Raw genomic sequence first — 15,059 nt, 5'->3', positions numbered from 1 at the left:
GGCGGTCCGGCTACACCTCCGCGACGAGGAACTGCTCGGCCCGGGGCGGACGCAGGCCGTCGGGACGCCCGGCGAAGTACCGTTCCGCCAGCTCGTCCGGCGAGACGTGCACGGCCTTCGCGAACCCGGCTACCAGCGCCGCCCGCCGCATCTCCTCGGGCGCGTAGAGGCTGACGAAAGGGGTGCCCGACGCGGCGGCGTTGCGCATCGACATCTCCTGGACCTGCCGCTGGTCCGGTTCGAGCAGGTCGAGCGGCAGGAGGAACGTCGACGCGAACACGGAGCCCGGCGCGAGCGCGGCGGCCTGCCGGAGCGTCGCGACGTTGGCCTCATGGCTGAGGTACATGCTGACGCCGGTCGACGCGACGACCGCCGGCACGGTCCGGTCGAACCCGGCCGCGGTCAGCCGCTCCCACCACGAGTCGCCCGCCTCGAAGTCGACGGGCACGAAGGTCGGCCACGGCGGCGGCGCGTGACCGAGCTCGGCCAGGCGCCGTCGCTTCCACGCCTGCGTGTCCGGCCGGTCCACCTCGAACACCCTTATACGGGCCGCGGGCTCGGGGTGCCGCTGGGTGAAGGTGTCCAGACCCGCGCCGAGGATGACGTACTGCGTCACCCCGCCTTCGGCGGCACGCTCGGCGACGAGGTCCTCGACGAACCGGGCCCGGGCGACGACGGACGCGCGGACGCCGGCGACGCCCGGCATGGTCATGTCGTCACGCTCGCGCCAGCCGGGGCCGGGGGCGGCGAGCTCCAGCCCGATCTCGTCGCGGAGCACGTGCGGGGGCGCGTCGGCCCGCACGTGCAGGGCGCGCCAGAGGGCGACGCGGACGGCGGTGTGGTCGGGGACGGTGCGCCGCGGGTCAGTCATGGTGTCCCCCTGCCTCCCCCTCGGGGAGCGGCGCTTCGAGGGCGACGGTCCGCCCGTCGGGGTCGAGGACCAGCGCCTGCCGCACACCCCAGTGCGTCGGCGTGAACGGCCGGGCGAACTCCGGCGCGCGAGCGGGCGCGAACGCGTTGGCATCCGCCACCGTGAGGACGGGCCGGGTGACCGGTTCCCGTTCGTGCTGCTCGACGATGAACACGTACGGCCCGCCGGCCGGGTGCGACCACTGCCCGGAGCCGTGATCGGTCTCCAGCACGCTCTCGTATCCCAGCGACTTCCAGAACGCGGCCGTCGCGCCGTAGTTGCGGGTCTCGACGAGGAACCCCTTGATTCCGTCAGTCGTCGTCACGCGTACTCCCCTCCCCGGCGTCCGCGTCCGCGAGGCGCCGGAAGTACTCGGTCAGGGCCGTCTCGACGATCGAGGAGAGCGATCGTTCGGTGTCGACGGCGTGGTGTTTGACCTCTCGGATGAGGTCGGTGGGCAGGTAGACGTTGAACTGCTTCACCTGGCGATCGGCGGGCATGGCTAGGATGCTAGCAATCTAGGGTGGGGGTGGGAAGGGTGCCCCGGACCCGCCCTTTCACCGTTTCTTGCGGGGGCAGGCCCCCGCACCCCCGAAGCGCCCTGCGGGCTCCCCCAGAGGGGGTGCCCCAGTCCTCAAACGCCGGACGGGCTGAAATCAGCCCGTCCGGCGTTTGAGGACGAGCGGCGAAGCCGCGAAAAGGGGGTCTGGGGCGCAGCCCCCAGGAAACGGTGAAAGGGAGGGACCGGGGCACCCCTCACACCCCCGCCGCCCCCGGCGGATGAGGCACACTGGACGTTTGGCCGCACGGAAGGACGGACGGCCCCACGGAAGGACGGACACGTACGTGAACGGACCGCTGATCGTCCAGTCGGACAAGACACTCCTCCTGGAGGTCGACCACGAGCAGGCCGAGGTCTGCCGCCGGGCGATCGCGCCCTTCGCCGAGCTGGAGCGGGCCCCCGAGCACATCCACACCTACCGTGTGACGCCGCTCGGCCTGTGGAACGCGCGGGCGGCCGGGCACGACGCCGAGCAGGTCGTCGACGCGCTCGTCACCCACTCCCGCTACCCGGTGCCGCACGCGCTGCTCGTGGACATCGCCGAGACGATGGCGCGGTACGGGCGGCTGCGGCTGCTGAAGCACCCGGTGCACGGGCTGGTCCTGGAGACCACGGACCGGCCGGTGCTGGAGGAGATCCTGCGGTCGAAGAAGATCAAGCCGCTGGTGGGCGAGCGGATCGACCCCGACACCGTCGCCGTGCACCCGTCCGAGCGCGGCCAGATCAAGCAGGCGCTGCTGAAGCTCGGCTGGCCGGCCGAGGACCTGGCGGGGTACGTGGACGGCGAGGCGCACCCGATCGAGCTGCGCGAGGACGGCTGGGCGCTGCGCCCGTACCAGCGGCAGGCCGTCGACGGCTTCTGGCACGGCGGCTCCGGCGTCGTCGTGCTGCCCTGCGGCGCGGGGAAGACGCTGGTCGGGGCGGGGGCAATGGCCGAGGCCAAGGCGACGACGCTGATCCTCGTCACGAACACGGTCTCGGCGCGGCAGTGGAAGCACGAGCTGGTGAAGCGGACGTCGCTCACCGAGGACGAGATCGGCGAGTACAGCGGGACGCGGAAGGAGATCCGCCCGGTCACCATCGCCACGTACCAGGTGCTGACCACCAAGCGGAAGGGGATCTATCCCCACCTGGAGCTGTTCGACTCCCGCGACTGGGGTCTGGTCGTCTACGACGAGGTGCACCTGCTGCCCGCGCCCGTCTTCAAGTTCACCGCCGACCTCCAGGCCCGGCGGCGGCTCGGGCTGACGGCGACGCTCGTCCGGGAGGACGGGCGGGAGTCGGACGTGTTCTCGCTGATCGGGCCGAAGCGGTTCGACGCGCCGTGGAAGGAGATCGAGGCGCAGGGCTACATCGCGCCCGCCGACTGCGTGGAGGTCCGCGTCAACCTCACGGACGGGGAGCGGCTGGCGTACGCGACGGCCGAGGCGGAGGAGAAGTACCGCTTCTGCGCGACGACGGCCACGAAGCGGAAGGTCACCGAGGCGCTGGTGCGGCGGCACGCGGGTGAACAGACGCTGGTCATCGGCCAGTACATCGACCAGCTCGACGAGCTGGGCGAGCACCTGGACGCGCCCGTCATCAAGGGCGAGACGAGCAACGCGCAGCGCGAGAAGCTCTTCGACGCGTTCCGGCAGGGCGAGATCTCGGTGCTCGTCGTCTCCAAGGTCGCGAACTTCTCCATCGACCTGCCGGAGGCGACGGTCGCCATCCAGGTCTCCGGAACGTTCGGCTCCCGCCAGGAGGAGGCCCAGCGGCTCGGCCGCGTCCTCCGCCCGAAGGCGGACGGGCACGAGGCGCGCTTCTACTCGGTCGTCGCCCGCGACACGATCGACCAGGACTTCGCGGCCCACCGGCAGCGGTTCCTGGCGGAGCAGGGGTACGCGTACCGGATCGTGGACGCGGACGAGCTGCTGGCGGGGGATGACGTCTGAGGCGGCTCGGCCGGGAAGGCGTCAGACGGCCCACGGGTAGAAGAGGCAGCCGAAAACCAGCACCTCCACCGCGACGGCGGCCAGCATGACCGGCAGCACGATCAGGGGGGTCGCGGCGACCGTGAAGGTGAGGCGCGCGGACCGCATCGACTTCCGGTGCGGCAGCAGCCACGCGAGCGCCAGGGCGAGGGCTGCCGCGAACAGCACGGCCGTCAACGGGCCGTCGCCGAGAACGAGGAAGTCGTCACTGAACGCGTAATACAGCAGTGCGGGAAGGGCGAGGAGGGAGACGGCCGCCGGCCCCTTCGCCCAGCGCTCGTCCCGCTCCCCGAGCCGCCGGTCGATCCGGCGGGACAGCCGGCGGAGCCCCCGGGCGGGGTGGCGGTGGCGGACTTTCTCGTAGTCTGAGTGGCCATGCCGCCATCCCACCGCCCGGCGGCGGCGGGCGGATCGGGGCGGGTACTCAGTCCGCGCGGGTAGGGGTACTCAGGCAGGTAGGCCGGAGGACCCGACTCCGCTCGGTAGCCTGGCCGGAGCATCGGCGACGGCATGGAGGGAACAGTGCCCCACCAGGACGTCCACGAGGTGCTGTACACCGAACCGGCGGCACGTGAGCGGGACCGTCTCGACCCAGCGTGCAGAGCCTCCCTCGACAAGGCCGTGGAGCTGCTGGCGCGGGACCCCTACACCGAGCTGTCCCGCCCCATCGGCATCGGTGAGCAGGATCGGGAGATCCGTCTGACCTCGCAGATCGTGGCGGAGTACATGGTCTCCCGCGGGCGGCTGCTGCTGGTCGTGCTGCGCATCTTCGACGACGCGGACATCCTCCTCGTGGAGGACTGACCCCTCCGTCAGCGCTTGACCAGCGCTTCCTCCCCCTCGAAGCGGCCGAGGAGGACGACGCTGACGGCCGTGCCGGCGAATACCTTGAGGGCGCGGAGGGCCTCGGAGAGAGCGGTGGCGGCGCCGTGCTCGGCGCCCTGGGCGGCTGAGGTGATCCCTGCGGTGGTCATGTGTCCATGATGGAATCCGCGGACCCGCCGTGCATCGCTCTGGCGGTGTAACCGCAGGGACCCCGCCGTACGACTCAGGGATCATGCCTACCCCTACGGGAGACGGACTCCGACCCTGAGAGCCGCCTGGGGGCGCGCGGAAAATCATTGGCGCCCTTGCGTCCCCGTCCGTAGAATCGCGGACTTCCGCCTCCCGCCGCGTGTCCCGGGAGCGCCGCCGCCCGGACGGAAACCGGCCGGCCCCCGGCTCGTACGTACACCCGCAGACAGCCGCCCTGGAGGCCATGCCGTGCCCGCGCACGCCCCTGATCAGCACGCCCCCGCACAGCTCGACCCGCTCACCCGCGAGCGCGCCCATCTCGCCGCCTCACGCGCCGCGTTGCGCGCGATGCGGGAGGACGTCGAGGCGCTCGACATCAAGGACGTCACGGCCAACTGGGTCAACGCGGAGGTCCTGAACCGCCAGATCGAGGAGCGCATCACGGCGCTCGCCGACCTCGCGCACGCCCCCCTCTTCTTCGGGCGGCTGGACTACGAGGAGGCGCCGGCCGACGCGACGGGGGAAGGCGGCGGCGAGGAGCGGTTCTACATCGGGCGGCGGCACGTGCACGACGCGCACGGCGACCCCATGGTCGTCGACTGGCGCGCGCCCGTCTCGCAGCCGTTCTACCGGGCGTCGAAGAAGGAGCCGCTGGGCGTCGGACGCCGCCGCCGCTTCGGTTACACGGGCGGCGATTTGACGGCGTACGAGGACGAGGACCTGACGGACGCGTCGGGCGCCGAGCGGACGAGCGCCCTGCTCCAGGCGGAGATCGAGCGGCCGCGCGTCGGCCCGATGCGGGACATCGTCGCGACGATCCAGCCGGAGCAGGACGAGATCGTCCGCGCCGGGATCGGCGGCACGGTATGCGTCCAGGGGGCGCCCGGCACCGGCAAGACGGCGGTGGGCCTGCACCGCGTCGCCTACCTGCTGTACGCCCACCGCGACCGGCTCGCCCGCACCGGCACGCTGGTCATCGGGCCGAACCGGTCCTTCCTCCGCTACATCGAGCAAGTGCTGCCCGCACTCGGCGAGTTGAACGTGGCGCAGGCCACGGTGGACGACCTGGTCGCGCACGTGGAGGTGCGCGGGACGGACTCCGCCGGGGCGGCGACGGTCAAGGGCGACGCGCGGATGGCGGAGGTGCTGCGGCGCGCGGTCAGGGCGGGCGTGACGATGCCCGTGGACCCGGTGGTCGTGGTGCGCGGTTCGCGGCGCTGGCGCGTCCCGGCGTACGAGGTGGAGGAGATCGTCCGCGAGCTCCTCGCCCGCGACATCCGCTACGGCGCCGCCCGCGAGGCCCTGCCGCAGCGCATCGCGCACGCCGTGCTCGTCCGGATGGAGCAGGCGGGCGAGGCGCCGGACGACCGGGTGCAGGACGCGGTGGCGCGCAACGCCGCCGTGAAGGCGGCCGTCAAGGCCGTCTGGCCGGCCGTCGACCCGGCGAAGCTGGTGCTGCGGCTGCTGTCCGAACCGGAGTTCCTCGCCGAGCACGCGGCGGGCCTGCTCACGAAGGACGAGCAGCGGGCCGTCCTGTGGACGAAGCCCGCGCGGAGCGTGCGGACGGCCAAGTGGTCGGCGGCGGACGCGGTACTGATCGACGAGGCGACGGACCTGGTCCAGCGGACGCCCTCGCTCGGGCACGTGGTGCTGGACGAGGCGCAGGACCTGTCCCCCATGCAGTACCGGGCCGTCGGCCGCCGCTGCACCACAGGTTCGGCGACCGTCCTGGGGGACATCGCGCAGGGCACCACGCCCTGGGCGACGGCGAGTTGGCGCGAGGCCCTCGCCCACCTGGGCAAGCCGGACGCGGCCGTCGAGGAGCTGACGCAGGGCTTCCGCGTCCCCCGCGAGGTGATCGCCTACGCGTCGCGGCTGCTGCCCGCCATCGCCCCCGGCCTGTCCGAGGCGACGTCGGTGCGCGAGGCCGCCGGCGACTTCGCGGTCCGCGCCGTCGCCGGACCCGCCGCGCTGGACGACGCGGTGGTCGCCGCCTGCCGCTCCGCGCTCCGCCGCGAGGGCTCCGTCGGCCTGATCGCGGCGGACGTCCGCGTCCCCGCCCTCGCGGCGGCCCTCGCCGAGGCGGGCCTCCCCCACCTCGCCCCGGGCGAGGAGACCACCGCCGACGCCCGCCTCACCCTCGTCCCGGCCTCCCTCGCCAAGGGCCTGGAGTACGACCACGTCGTCCTCGACGAGCCCGCCGCCGTCGTCGCGGGCGAACCGGACGAACGCACCGGCCTGCGGCGGCTGTACGTGGCCCTCACCCGAGCGGTGTCCGGGCTGACGGTGCTGCACGCGGAGCCGCTGCCGGCGGCTTTGGGGTGATGCGGAGGCGATGCGGGGTGGCGAGGGATGACGCGGGGGTGACGCGGGATGACGCGGGTGCCTCCTCGCCCTCCGGTCGCGGAACCGGCACCCGCCCGTCCCCGCCCCCGTCCCCATCCCCGACCGGAACCGGAACCGGAACCGGAGACGAACGCGCCCGTCGACGCTCGGCCCCCGTACCGCCGACGGGTCGGCCGCCGAACGGCTCCTCGACGCCACGGCCGGATCCGCCGGCCTCGACCTCGCGCGGCCGGCGCCCTTCCCGCTGTCGGTCGGTTGTCGGCCGCGGTCGACGGCGGTCGGCGGACTGTCACTGATCTGTCGGCGGGCGGCGGGACATTGGAGCAGGTCGGGGCCGGTCGTCACCGGTACCGGCCACCAGCATCCAGCGTCCCGGCCCACCGGAGCGGTGCTCCCGGCGCGACCCGCCGTGGGAGCCGCCCGGCGTGGCACGATCAGGAAGGCAGTCCCATGGCCACCGAAGTGACGATCATCGGCGCCGGTCTCGGCGGACTCGCGCTCGCCCGCGTCCTGCATGTCCACGGCATACCGTCGGCGGTCTACGAGGCGGAGTCCTCGCCGGCCGCGCGTTCACAGGGCGGGATGCTCGACATCCACGACTACAACGGGCAAATCGCCCTGGAGGCGGCCGGGTTGACGGACGAGTTCCGGAGTCTCATCCTCGCGGGCCGCCAGGCCATGCGGGTGCTCGCGCCGGACGGGAGCGTGCTGTTCGACAAGGCCGACGACGGCACGGGGGGCCGTCCCGAGGTGCAGCGCGGCGAGCTGCGGCAGCTGCTGCTCGACTCGCTCCCGGCAGGGACCGTCCGCTGGGGGCACAAGGTCACCGGCGCCCGCACGCTCGGCGACGGCCGGCACGAGGTCGCGTTCGCCGGCGGCGGCACCGTCGTGACGAGCCTGCTGGTCGGCGCGGACGGCGCCTGGTCGCGGATCCGTCCGCTGCTCTCCGCCGTCGAACCGGAGTACAGCGGCAGGTCGGTCGTCGAGACCTACCTCTACGACGCCGACACCCGGCACCCCTCCGCCGCGAAGACGGTCGGAGGCGGGTCGATGATGGCGGCCAAGCCGGGCCGGGAGATCTTCGCCCACCGGGAGAAGGGCGACACGCTGCACACCTATGTGGGCGTGGTCGAGCCGCGGGAGTGGTTCGACGGCATCGACTTCACCGACGCCGCCGCGGCCAAGGCGCGGATCGCCCGGGAGTTCGACGGCTGGGCGCCGGAGCTCACCGCGCTGATCACCGACAGCGACGTCGCGCCGGTCCTGCGGCCGCTCTACGCCCTGCCGGCCGAGCACCGCTGGGAGCGGGTGCCGGGAGTGACCCTGCTCGGCGACGCCGCCCACCTCGCGATCCCGAACGGCGAGGGCGCCAACCTGGCGATGCTCGACGGCGCCGAGCTGGGCCAGGCGCTCGCCGCGCACCCCGGCGACGTCGAGGCCGCGCTCACGGCGTACGAGCAGGCCATGTTCCCGCGCAGCGCCGAGGCCGCCGCGTTCGGCGCGGAGCAGGGCGAGGACCCGGTTCAGGGTCTGCTCGCCGCCGTCGGGGCCAAGCAGTCCCGGTAGGGCGTCCGGCGTTCGATGTCCGGGGAGCGTCGCGGGAGTTCAAGGGAGCGTCGGGGCGCCCGGTTGATTTCGGGGCGGCCGGGACGCCCGGGGATGCCCGGGCGTCGGCCGACGTCCGGGGCCCGCCGACGCGCCGCCCGCCGTCACCGCGGCCGCGTACGACCACCGCCCGCCACCCCGACGCGTACACGCGCCCACGCGCCCGCGCGCCCACGCGCCCGCGCCGCCCGGCCGATCGCGCCGCCCGGGCGCGGGGTCCGGGCACGGGGTCCGGGCGCCGGGTCCGGCGGCGGCCGTCGTCACACGGCGCCCCCACCCCCGCCTCCCCCGCACCCGCCTCCGCGCCGACCCCCGCGCCGGCCTCCCCGCCGGCGGCCAACAGCGCGTCGACCAGCCCCGGGAACCGCGCGTCGAGATCCTCGCGGCGCAGGGCGACGCGGCGGTTGCGGCCGACCACGCGGGTGGACGTGACGCCGGCCTCGCGCATGACGCGCATGTGGTGCGAGACCGTCGACTTGTGCAGATGGCCGAGGCCGAGGCGGACGGAGTCGCAGTCGCACTGCTCGTCGGTGCCCAGCACGTGGAACAGGTGCAGGCGGACGGGGTCCCCCAGCGCGCTGAGGATCTTCTCCAGCCGGATGTCCTCGACGTCGGGCTGCGGCAGCAGCTCGCCCTCCACGGTCGTCACCGTTTCCACCTTCCGTCACCGGGGCGCCGCGCCACGGGGGTTGAGGACACGGCCGGGCCCGAAATACTGTTTGACAGCCATCCAACAATCTCTATTGTTTGACGCACGTCCAACTTTACCTGCCCGGAACTGCCCGGAAGGACTCCCGTGCGTCTCCGCCTGTTCCTGCTCGCCCTCGGCGCGTTCGCCGTCGGCACCGACTCCATGGTCATGACCGGCATCCTCGACGGCATCGCCGACGACCTGGGCACCTCCCTCGCCGCCGCCGGACAGCTCGTCACCGTCTTCGGCCTGGCGTACGCGCTGCTCGCGCCCGTCCTCGCCACGGTGACCGCCCGCTGGGACCGGCGGCGGGTGCTGTTCACCGCACTCGCGATCTTCACGCTCGCGAACGCCCTCAGCGCGCTCGCCCCGGGCTACGGAACGCTGCTCGCCACCCGGATCCTCGCCGCCGCCGGCGCCGCGCTCTACACCCCGACGGCCAACGCCGTCGCCACCACCCTCGTCCCGCCGGAGCGGCGCGGCCGCGCCATCGCGACCGTGCTCGGCGGCATGACCGTGGCCACCGTGCTCGGCGTCCCCCTGGGCGCCTACCTCGGACGCGCCGACTGGCGCTGGACGATGTGGCTGGTCACCGCCCTGGGCGCCGCCGCGCTCGCGGGCCTCGCCGCGCTGCTGCGCGACCTGCCCGCCGCGACGGCCGCGCCCGGCATACGGGAACGCCTGGCGCCGCTGCGCAACCGCCAAGTGATCGCCGGGACGTTCACGACGTTCCTCGTCTTCGTCGCCGTCAACTCCATCTACATCTACCTGGCGACGGCGGTCCGCCCGGCCACGGGCGGCGACCAGGACCGGCTCTCCCTGATCCTGCTGGTCTCCGGCCTCGCGTCGATGGCGGGCAACTGGCTGGGCGGCCGGCTCGTCGACCGGCTGGGCGTCCGCGCGGTCCTGCTCACCGGCGGCGTCCTCGGCGCACTCGCGTACGGCTCCCTGCCCCTGCTCTCCGGCTCGATGCCCGGAGCGCTCTGCTACGCCGCCGTCAGCCCGCTCGTCGGCTGGTCGATGGCCGTCGCCCTGCCCCACCGCCTGATCTCCGTCGACCCGCCCAGCGCACCCCTGCTGATGTCACTGAACAGCAGCGCCCTCTACCTCGGACTGGCCGCGGCGGGAGTGGTGGGGAGCACGGCGATCGACGTGCTCGGGGGACGCTGGTTCCCGCTGGTGTCGGTGGTGGCGATGGCGGGCGCGGTGACCGTCACGCTGACCACGGTCCGGCGGGCACGTCCCGCGACCGCCGGGGCTGAGGCACACCCCGACCCCTCCTCCCCTTCGCCTCTTCCGGAGGCCGCGCCCCAGACCCTCTGAAAGCGGCTTCGCCGCGATGCCGGGGTCCGGGGCGCGGCCCTGGAAGAACCGGAAGAACCGGAAGAAACGGTGAAAGGGCGGGACAGGGGCGCCCCGCACCCCGCCTACTCCCCCAGCACCTCACGCCAAACCCGCACCGCCGCCACATCCACCGGCGCGTCCCAGCCACCGGGACGGGACGCACCTCCGATGTGGAACCCGTCGACGCCCGCCTCCAGCAGTACCGGCACATGCTTCAACTTGAGCCCGCCGCCCACGAGAATGCGCGGCTCGTACCCGGGCTCGTCACCCCGCGCCGCCTCGGCCAGCAGCACGGAAAGACCGTCGTCCACCCCGGACGCCGATCCGGCGGTGAGGTACGTGTCGAGACCGGGCCGGTCGGCCAGCTGCTTGCGCAGGGCGTCCCGGTCGGCCGCCCGGTCGATCGCCCGGTGGAACGTCCAGCGGGCGTCGGGGCCGAGCACGTCGCACAGCGCGTCGACAGCGGCGAGGTCCGCCCGGCCGTCCTCCCCGAGGAACCCGAGGACGAACTCCTCTGCGCCCTCCGCCCGCAGTGCCGCCGCCGCGGCGCACAGCGCGTCGAGTTCCGCCGCGCCGCCCGCACCGAAGCCGTCGGAGGACCGCAGCATCACGCGGACGGGGATGTCGACGGCCTCCCGCACCCGCGCGAAGGTCTCCAGCGAGGGGGTCAGGCCGTCGGCCGCCATGTCGCTGACCAGTTCCAGCCGGTCCGCCCCGCCGGCCCGCGCCGCCACCGCGTCCGCCGCGTCCAGCGCGATCACTTCGAGAATTGGTCTAGACATGTAACAAGGGTGCCACACCGGCGCCCGCCGAGGAAGCACGCCCCTCGGTTGCACCACAATGGCCCCATGGCCACCCCCGCCTACCCGTCCCTGGAAGCCCGCTGGGCCGACGCCGTCCTCGCGGCCGGCGGCGAGAACCCCGACGCCCCGGACCCCGCCCGCTACGCCGCCGACCTGCTCACCCGCTGGTCGGAGCCGCAGCGCCGCTACCACACCACCGCCCACCTCACCGCCGTCCTCGACCGCGTCGACGAACTCGCCGGGCACGCGCGGTCCGCCCGCGACCTCGCCGCCGTCCGCCTCGCCGCCTGGTTCCACGACGCGGTCTACCTGCCCGAGCGCTCGACCAACGAGGAGCGCAGCGCCCGGCTCGCGGGCCGCGCCCTGGCGGAGCTCGGGATGCCCGAGGACGTCACCGCCGAGGTCGTCCGGCTCGTCCTGCTGACCGTCGGCCACGACCCGGCCCCCGGCGACCGCAACGGCGAGCTGCTGTGCGACGCCGATCTGGCCGTCCTCGGCGGGACCCCCGAGGCGTACGCCGCTTACGCGGCGGAGGTGCGCCAGGAGTACGGCTTCGTGCCCGACGAGGCGTTCCGGGCCGGGCGCGCGGCCGTCCTGCGCCAACTGCTCGGCCTGCCCCGGCTGTTCCGCACCCCGCTGGGATACGAGCGGTGGGAGCGCGCCGCCCGGCACAACCTCACGACGGAGCTCGCGCTGCTCACCACGTAGCGCGGATCCGGCCCGCGCACCGGCCTGAGCCCGGACGCGGGCCGAAGCTCGGGCGCGGGCCAAGAGCCGGGCGCGGGCCAAGAGCCGGGCGCGGCTCACAGTCTGGGTGCACCCCGAAGCCCGAACACAATCCGAACGCAACCCGGACACAACCCGGGCCCGAGCCCAGCCCGACTCAGCCCGGACGCGCCCCCGGCCGCTTCCGCCTCCGCAGTCCCGCCGCCCGCAGCAGCCGCACCACGTCCCGGCTCCGCACCTCCACCGCGCCCAGCCGCACCGCGTCCGCGTACGAGGACGCCGCCACGTCGTAGTGGTCGCCGTCGAAGGCCCGCCCGGGCAGGCCCATGCGGGCGGCGAACGCGTGCAGTTCGTCGAAGCTGACGTCGCTCACGAGGTGCGACCACATGCGGCCGTGTCCCGGCCACTGCGGCGGGTCGATGTAGAGGGTCACGCGATCGCCTTCGACTCTCCGATCCGTACGTTCCGGCCTGGCCCGTACGTTCCTTCCGGCCCTATCCCTATGTGCGGACTTGATCCACACGTACCGGCCTGATCCACACGCGCCGGCCGGATCCGTACGCGCCGACCTGGTCCGTACACGCCGACCTGATCCGTACGTTCCGACCCCGTCCGTACGTTCCAGCCGCCGCCTGCCGTCCCGGTCGCCGTCAGCCGCGCAGGGCCGACGCCAGCCGGCCGACGGGGGCCACGATCACCGCCTGCTTCGTGCAGGCCCAGTGCGGGTCCGGCCCCAGCTCCGGTTCGACCTCCAGGGCGTGCGGGTCGCCCGAGCCCGTGCAGACCGGGCACAGCGGCCAGCGGCCGTGCCGCTCCAGCAGGGCGTCCTGGACGTCCTGGGCGATCAGCCCGGCGACGAAGGCCACGCCCTCCGGCCACTGCTCGACCCACCACCGCCGGCCGGCCACCGCGTCCTCCACCAGCGAGACCACGTCCGGGTCGGCCACGCCCCCGGCGGTCAGGTCGTCGAGGACGAGCGCCCGGGCCGCGTGCAGTGCTTGTTCGAGCTCCATTGCCCCATTGTCCGGGACGCGGATGGTTGACGGCACATCCGGCTGAAAATACCTTTCACCGGGTGAGCAGCGATCCGAAGGAAATCGCCGAACGCCGTCTCCCACCACTGCGCAGGCCCATCGCTCCGCCCGCTCCCGGCGCGCTCGCCGCCAAGGCCCGTACGCTCGCGCCGACCATGACGCGCTCCATGCGGCGCGTCGCCGACGCCCTCGTCGCCGACCCGGAGGGCTCCGCTGCCCTGACCGTCACCGGACTCGCCCAGCGCACCGGCACCAGCGAGGCCACCGTCGTCCGCACGGCCCGCGTGCTCGGCTACCCCGGCTACCGTCAGCTGCGCCTCGCGCTCGCCGCGCTGGCCGCGGAACGGGCGGCGGGCCGGGCGCCGGCCGTCACGGCGGACATCGCCGTCGACGATCCGCTGCCGAGCGTGGTCGCCAAGCTCGCGCACGACGAGGCGCAGTGCCTGGCCGACACGGCGGCCGGGCTCGACACCGCCGCCCTGGAGGCGGCGGTGGCCGCGCTCGCCGCCGCCCGGCGCGTCGACGTCTACGGCATCGGCGCGTCCAACCTCGTCGGCCAGGACCTCGTCCAGAAGCTGCTGCGCATAGGCGTGATCGCGCACGCCCCCGCCGATCCCCACCTGGCCGTCACCAACGCCGTCCAGCTGCGCTCCGGCGACGTCGCCATCGCCATCACGCACTCCGGCCGGACGACCGACGTCATCGAACCCCTGCGGGCCGCCTTCGAGCACGGCGCCACCACCGTGGCCGTCACCGGCGACCCGGCCGGCGGCGTCGGCCAGTACGCCGACCACGTCCTCGCCACGTCCACGGCCCGCGAGAGCGAACTTCGCCCGGCGGCCATGTCCAGCCGGACCAGCCAGCTGCTGGTCGTCGACTGCCTGTTCATCGGCGTCGCGCAGCGGACGTACGAGCGGGCCGCGCCCGCCCTCTCCGCCTCCTACGAGGCACTCGCCCACCGCCACGCCGCGCGGCCCGACCCGCGCTGACCCGAGACCGAGCGAGGCCACCATGCCGTCGTCCACCTCCCTGGCCGCCCTCCGCGCCCAGCTCGCCCACCTCACCACGGAGGCGTTCCGCCCCGAGCTGGCGGACATCGACCGGCTGCCGACCCTGGACATCGCGACCGTCATGAACACCGACGACGCGACGGTCGCCACGGCCGTCGCCGGCCGGCTGCCCGCCATCGCCGCCGCCATCGACGCGACCGCCGAACGGATGGCGCGCGGCGGCCGGCTGGTCTACGCGGGCGCGGGCACGGCGGGCCGGCTCGGCGTGCTGGACGCCAGCGAGTGCCCGCCGACGTTCGCCACCGAGCCCGGCCGGGTGGTCGGCCTGGTCGCGGGCGGCCCGGAGGCGCTGGTGACGGCCGTCGAGGGCGCGGAGGACGACGCGGACGCCGCCGCGGCCGACCTCGCCGCGCTGGACCTCACCCCCGATGACACGGTCGTCGGCGTCTCCGCCTCCGGCCGCACCCCGTACGCCGTCGCCGCCGTCACCCGGGCCCGCGCGGCCGGCGCCCTCACCATCGGCCTCTCCTGCAACGAGGGCTCCCCACTCGGCGCCGCCGCCCACCACCCCATCGAAATCATCGTCGGCCCCGAACTCCTCACCGGCTCCACCCGCCTCAAGGCCGGCACCGCCCAGAAGCTGGTCCTCAACATGATCTCGACCATCACCATGATCCGCCTCGGCAAGACGTACGGGAACCTGATGGTCGACCTCCGCGCCTCCAACGCGAAGCTGCGGGCGCGGTCGCGGCATATCGTCGCGCTGGCGACGGGGGCGTCCGACGCGGAGATCGAGGCGGCGCTGACCGCCACGGGCGGAGAGGTGAAGCACGCGATTCTGGTGCTGCTGGGTGGGGTGGGGGCTGCTGAGGCGGGCCGGTTGCTGGCCGATGCCGGGGGGCATCTGCGGGTGGCGCTGGAGGCTGCGCGGGGGCGGTGAGGTGCCCCGGTCCCGCCCTTTCACCGTTTCCTGGGGGCTGCGCCCCCAGCCCCCCTGTTCGCGGCTTCGCCGCTCGTCCTCAAACTCCCCCAGAGGGGGGA

17 protein-coding genes are annotated in these 15,059 nt (G+C 74.1%); 9 read left to right on the top strand and 8 right to left on the bottom strand.

Features of this window, described 5'->3' with window-relative positions; genetic code table 11:
- Positions 1-10: 10 nt before the first annotated feature.
- From ACQEVS_RS19835 to ACQEVS_RS19825, 3 genes are read right to left on the bottom strand one after another with little or no spacing between them, the layout of a single operon-like run.
- Positions 11-871 carry a class I SAM-dependent methyltransferase gene (locus ACQEVS_RS19835; RefSeq protein WP_433022177.1) on the bottom strand — a complete coding sequence of 287 codons (861 nt, stop codon included), beginning with the start codon at positions 869-871 and terminating at the stop codon, positions 11-13.
- Entirely contained in the window at positions 864-1,235 is a 372-nt protein-coding gene (locus tag ACQEVS_RS19830; RefSeq protein ID WP_433022175.1) for a VOC family protein, read from the bottom strand. The genes ACQEVS_RS19835 and ACQEVS_RS19830 overlap by 8 nt, the downstream gene beginning before the upstream one ends.
- The gene (locus ACQEVS_RS19825; protein WP_433022173.1) at positions 1,222-1,410 is read right to left on the bottom strand and encodes a ribbon-helix-helix protein, CopG family; all 189 of its coding nucleotides are present in this window, start codon (positions 1,408-1,410) and stop codon (positions 1,222-1,224) included. The genes ACQEVS_RS19830 and ACQEVS_RS19825 overlap by 14 nt, the downstream gene beginning before the upstream one ends.
- A gap of 346 nt (positions 1,411-1,756) precedes the next feature.
- On the opposite strand from ACQEVS_RS19825, the gene ACQEVS_RS19820 reads away from it, so the two are divergent.
- Positions 1,757-3,406, top strand: a complete 1,650-nt coding sequence (locus tag ACQEVS_RS19820) for a DNA repair helicase XPB (RefSeq protein WP_433022171.1) — start codon at positions 1,757-1,759, stop codon at positions 3,404-3,406.
- A 21-nt stretch (positions 3,407-3,427) separates the two neighbouring features.
- Here the strand turns inward: ACQEVS_RS19820 and ACQEVS_RS19815 are convergent, their stop codons facing one another.
- A complete protein-coding gene (locus ACQEVS_RS19815; RefSeq protein ID WP_433022169.1) occupies positions 3,428-3,835 on the bottom strand; it encodes a hypothetical protein in 408 nt (135 codons plus the stop codon).
- A 120-nt stretch (positions 3,836-3,955) separates the two neighbouring features.
- Here ACQEVS_RS19815 and ACQEVS_RS19810 point away from each other — a divergent pair, with 120 nt between their 5' ends.
- Positions 3,956-4,249, top strand: a complete 294-nt coding sequence (locus tag ACQEVS_RS19810; RefSeq protein WP_433022167.1) for a hypothetical protein — start codon at positions 3,956-3,958, stop codon at positions 4,247-4,249.
- A gap of 8 nt (positions 4,250-4,257) precedes the next feature.
- On the opposite strand, the gene ACQEVS_RS19805 is transcribed toward ACQEVS_RS19810, so the two are convergent.
- Positions 4,258-4,419: a hypothetical protein gene (locus ACQEVS_RS19805; RefSeq protein WP_433022165.1), complete on the bottom strand. Its 162-nt coding sequence runs from the start codon at positions 4,417-4,419 to the stop codon at positions 4,258-4,260.
- A 289-nt stretch (positions 4,420-4,708) separates the two neighbouring features.
- Here ACQEVS_RS19805 and ACQEVS_RS19800 point away from each other — a divergent pair, with 289 nt between their 5' ends.
- The 4 genes from ACQEVS_RS19800 to ACQEVS_RS19785 all read left to right on the top strand — a co-directional run bounded on the left by ACQEVS_RS19800 (position 4,709) and on the right by ACQEVS_RS19785 (position 10,424).
- Positions 4,709-6,784, top strand: a complete 2,076-nt coding sequence (locus ACQEVS_RS19800; protein ID WP_433022163.1) for a HelD family protein — start codon at positions 4,709-4,711, stop codon at positions 6,782-6,784.
- Between the two features lie 471 nt (positions 6,785-7,255).
- Positions 7,256-8,371: an FAD-dependent oxidoreductase gene (locus tag ACQEVS_RS19795; RefSeq protein ID WP_433022161.1), complete on the top strand. Its 1,116-nt coding sequence runs from the start codon at positions 7,256-7,258 to the stop codon at positions 8,369-8,371.
- A gap of 517 nt (positions 8,372-8,888) precedes the next feature.
- On the top strand, positions 8,889-9,161 hold the full coding sequence (locus ACQEVS_RS19790) for a hypothetical protein (RefSeq protein ID WP_433022159.1): 273 nt from the start codon (positions 8,889-8,891) through the stop codon (positions 9,159-9,161).
- Positions 9,162-9,206: 45 nt separating this feature from the next.
- Complete coding sequence (locus ACQEVS_RS19785; RefSeq protein ID WP_433022157.1) at positions 9,207-10,424, top strand: MFS transporter; 1,218 nt, start codon at positions 9,207-9,209, stop codon at positions 10,422-10,424.
- A gap of 104 nt (positions 10,425-10,528) precedes the next feature.
- On the opposite strand, the gene ACQEVS_RS19780 is transcribed toward ACQEVS_RS19785, so the two are convergent.
- Positions 10,529-11,227 carry a copper homeostasis protein CutC gene (locus ACQEVS_RS19780; RefSeq protein ID WP_433022155.1) on the bottom strand — a complete coding sequence of 233 codons (699 nt, stop codon included), beginning with the start codon at positions 11,225-11,227 and terminating at the stop codon, positions 10,529-10,531.
- Between the two features lie 66 nt (positions 11,228-11,293).
- On the opposite strand from ACQEVS_RS19780, the gene ACQEVS_RS19775 reads away from it, so the two are divergent.
- Complete coding sequence (locus ACQEVS_RS19775) at positions 11,294-11,956, top strand: HD domain-containing protein (RefSeq protein WP_433022153.1); 663 nt, start codon at positions 11,294-11,296, stop codon at positions 11,954-11,956.
- A gap of 175 nt (positions 11,957-12,131) precedes the next feature.
- On the opposite strand, the gene ACQEVS_RS19770 is transcribed toward ACQEVS_RS19775, so the two are convergent.
- Together ACQEVS_RS19770 and ACQEVS_RS19765 are read right to left on the bottom strand one after the other, a co-directional pair.
- Complete coding sequence (locus ACQEVS_RS19770) at positions 12,132-12,407, bottom strand: DUF4031 domain-containing protein (RefSeq protein ID WP_152262052.1); 276 nt, start codon at positions 12,405-12,407, stop codon at positions 12,132-12,134.
- Positions 12,408-12,624: 217 nt separating this feature from the next.
- Positions 12,625-12,987: a hypothetical protein gene (locus tag ACQEVS_RS19765; protein ID WP_433022151.1), complete on the bottom strand. Its 363-nt coding sequence runs from the start codon at positions 12,985-12,987 to the stop codon at positions 12,625-12,627.
- Between the two features lie 62 nt (positions 12,988-13,049).
- Between ACQEVS_RS19765 and ACQEVS_RS19760 the strand changes: the two genes are divergently transcribed.
- A complete protein-coding gene (locus tag ACQEVS_RS19760; protein ID WP_433022149.1) occupies positions 13,050-13,997 on the top strand; it encodes a MurR/RpiR family transcriptional regulator in 948 nt (315 codons plus the stop codon).
- Between the two features lie 22 nt (positions 13,998-14,019).
- Positions 14,020-14,958, top strand: a complete 939-nt coding sequence (murQ, locus tag ACQEVS_RS19755) for an N-acetylmuramic acid 6-phosphate etherase (protein ID WP_433022147.1) — start codon at positions 14,020-14,022, stop codon at positions 14,956-14,958.
- Positions 14,959-15,059 lie beyond the last annotated feature (101 nt).

It is taken from the genome of Streptomyces sp. CA-181903, from assembly GCF_050937075.1.
Classification (GTDB): Bacteria; Actinomycetota; Actinomycetes; order Streptomycetales; family Streptomycetaceae; genus Streptomyces.
The sequence above is the reverse complement of the archived record's forward strand: the minus strand, read 5'-3'. Positions and strand labels throughout refer to the sequence as shown.

Excerpts from the sequence above, each read along its gene's own strand:
- ACQEVS_RS19835 (WP_433022177.1), bottom strand. The coding sequence starts at position 871 with ATGACTGACCCGCGGCGCACCGTCCCCGACCACACCGCCGTCCGCGTC.
- ACQEVS_RS19825 (WP_433022173.1), bottom strand. The coding sequence starts at position 1,410 with ATGCCCGCCGATCGCCAGGTGAAGCAGTTCAACGTCTACCTGCCCACC.
- ACQEVS_RS19795 (WP_433022161.1), top strand. The coding sequence starts at position 7,256 with ATGGCCACCGAAGTGACGATCATCGGCGCCGGTCTCGGCGGACTCGCG.
- ACQEVS_RS19765 (WP_433022151.1), bottom strand. The coding sequence starts at position 12,987 with ATGGAGCTCGAACAAGCACTGCACGCGGCCCGGGCGCTCGTCCTCGAC.
- ACQEVS_RS19805 (WP_433022165.1), bottom strand. The coding sequence starts at position 4,419 with ATGACCACCGCAGGGATCACCTCAGCCGCCCAGGGCGCCGAGCACGGC.
- murQ (WP_433022147.1), top strand. The coding sequence starts at position 14,020 with ATGCCGTCGTCCACCTCCCTGGCCGCCCTCCGCGCCCAGCTCGCCCAC.
- ACQEVS_RS19775 (WP_433022153.1), top strand. The coding sequence starts at position 11,294 with ATGGCCACCCCCGCCTACCCGTCCCTGGAAGCCCGCTGGGCCGACGCC.
- ACQEVS_RS19810 (WP_433022167.1), top strand. The coding sequence starts at position 3,956 with ATGGAGGGAACAGTGCCCCACCAGGACGTCCACGAGGTGCTGTACACC.
- ACQEVS_RS19780 (WP_433022155.1), bottom strand. The coding sequence starts at position 11,227 with ATGTCTAGACCAATTCTCGAAGTGATCGCGCTGGACGCGGCGGACGCG.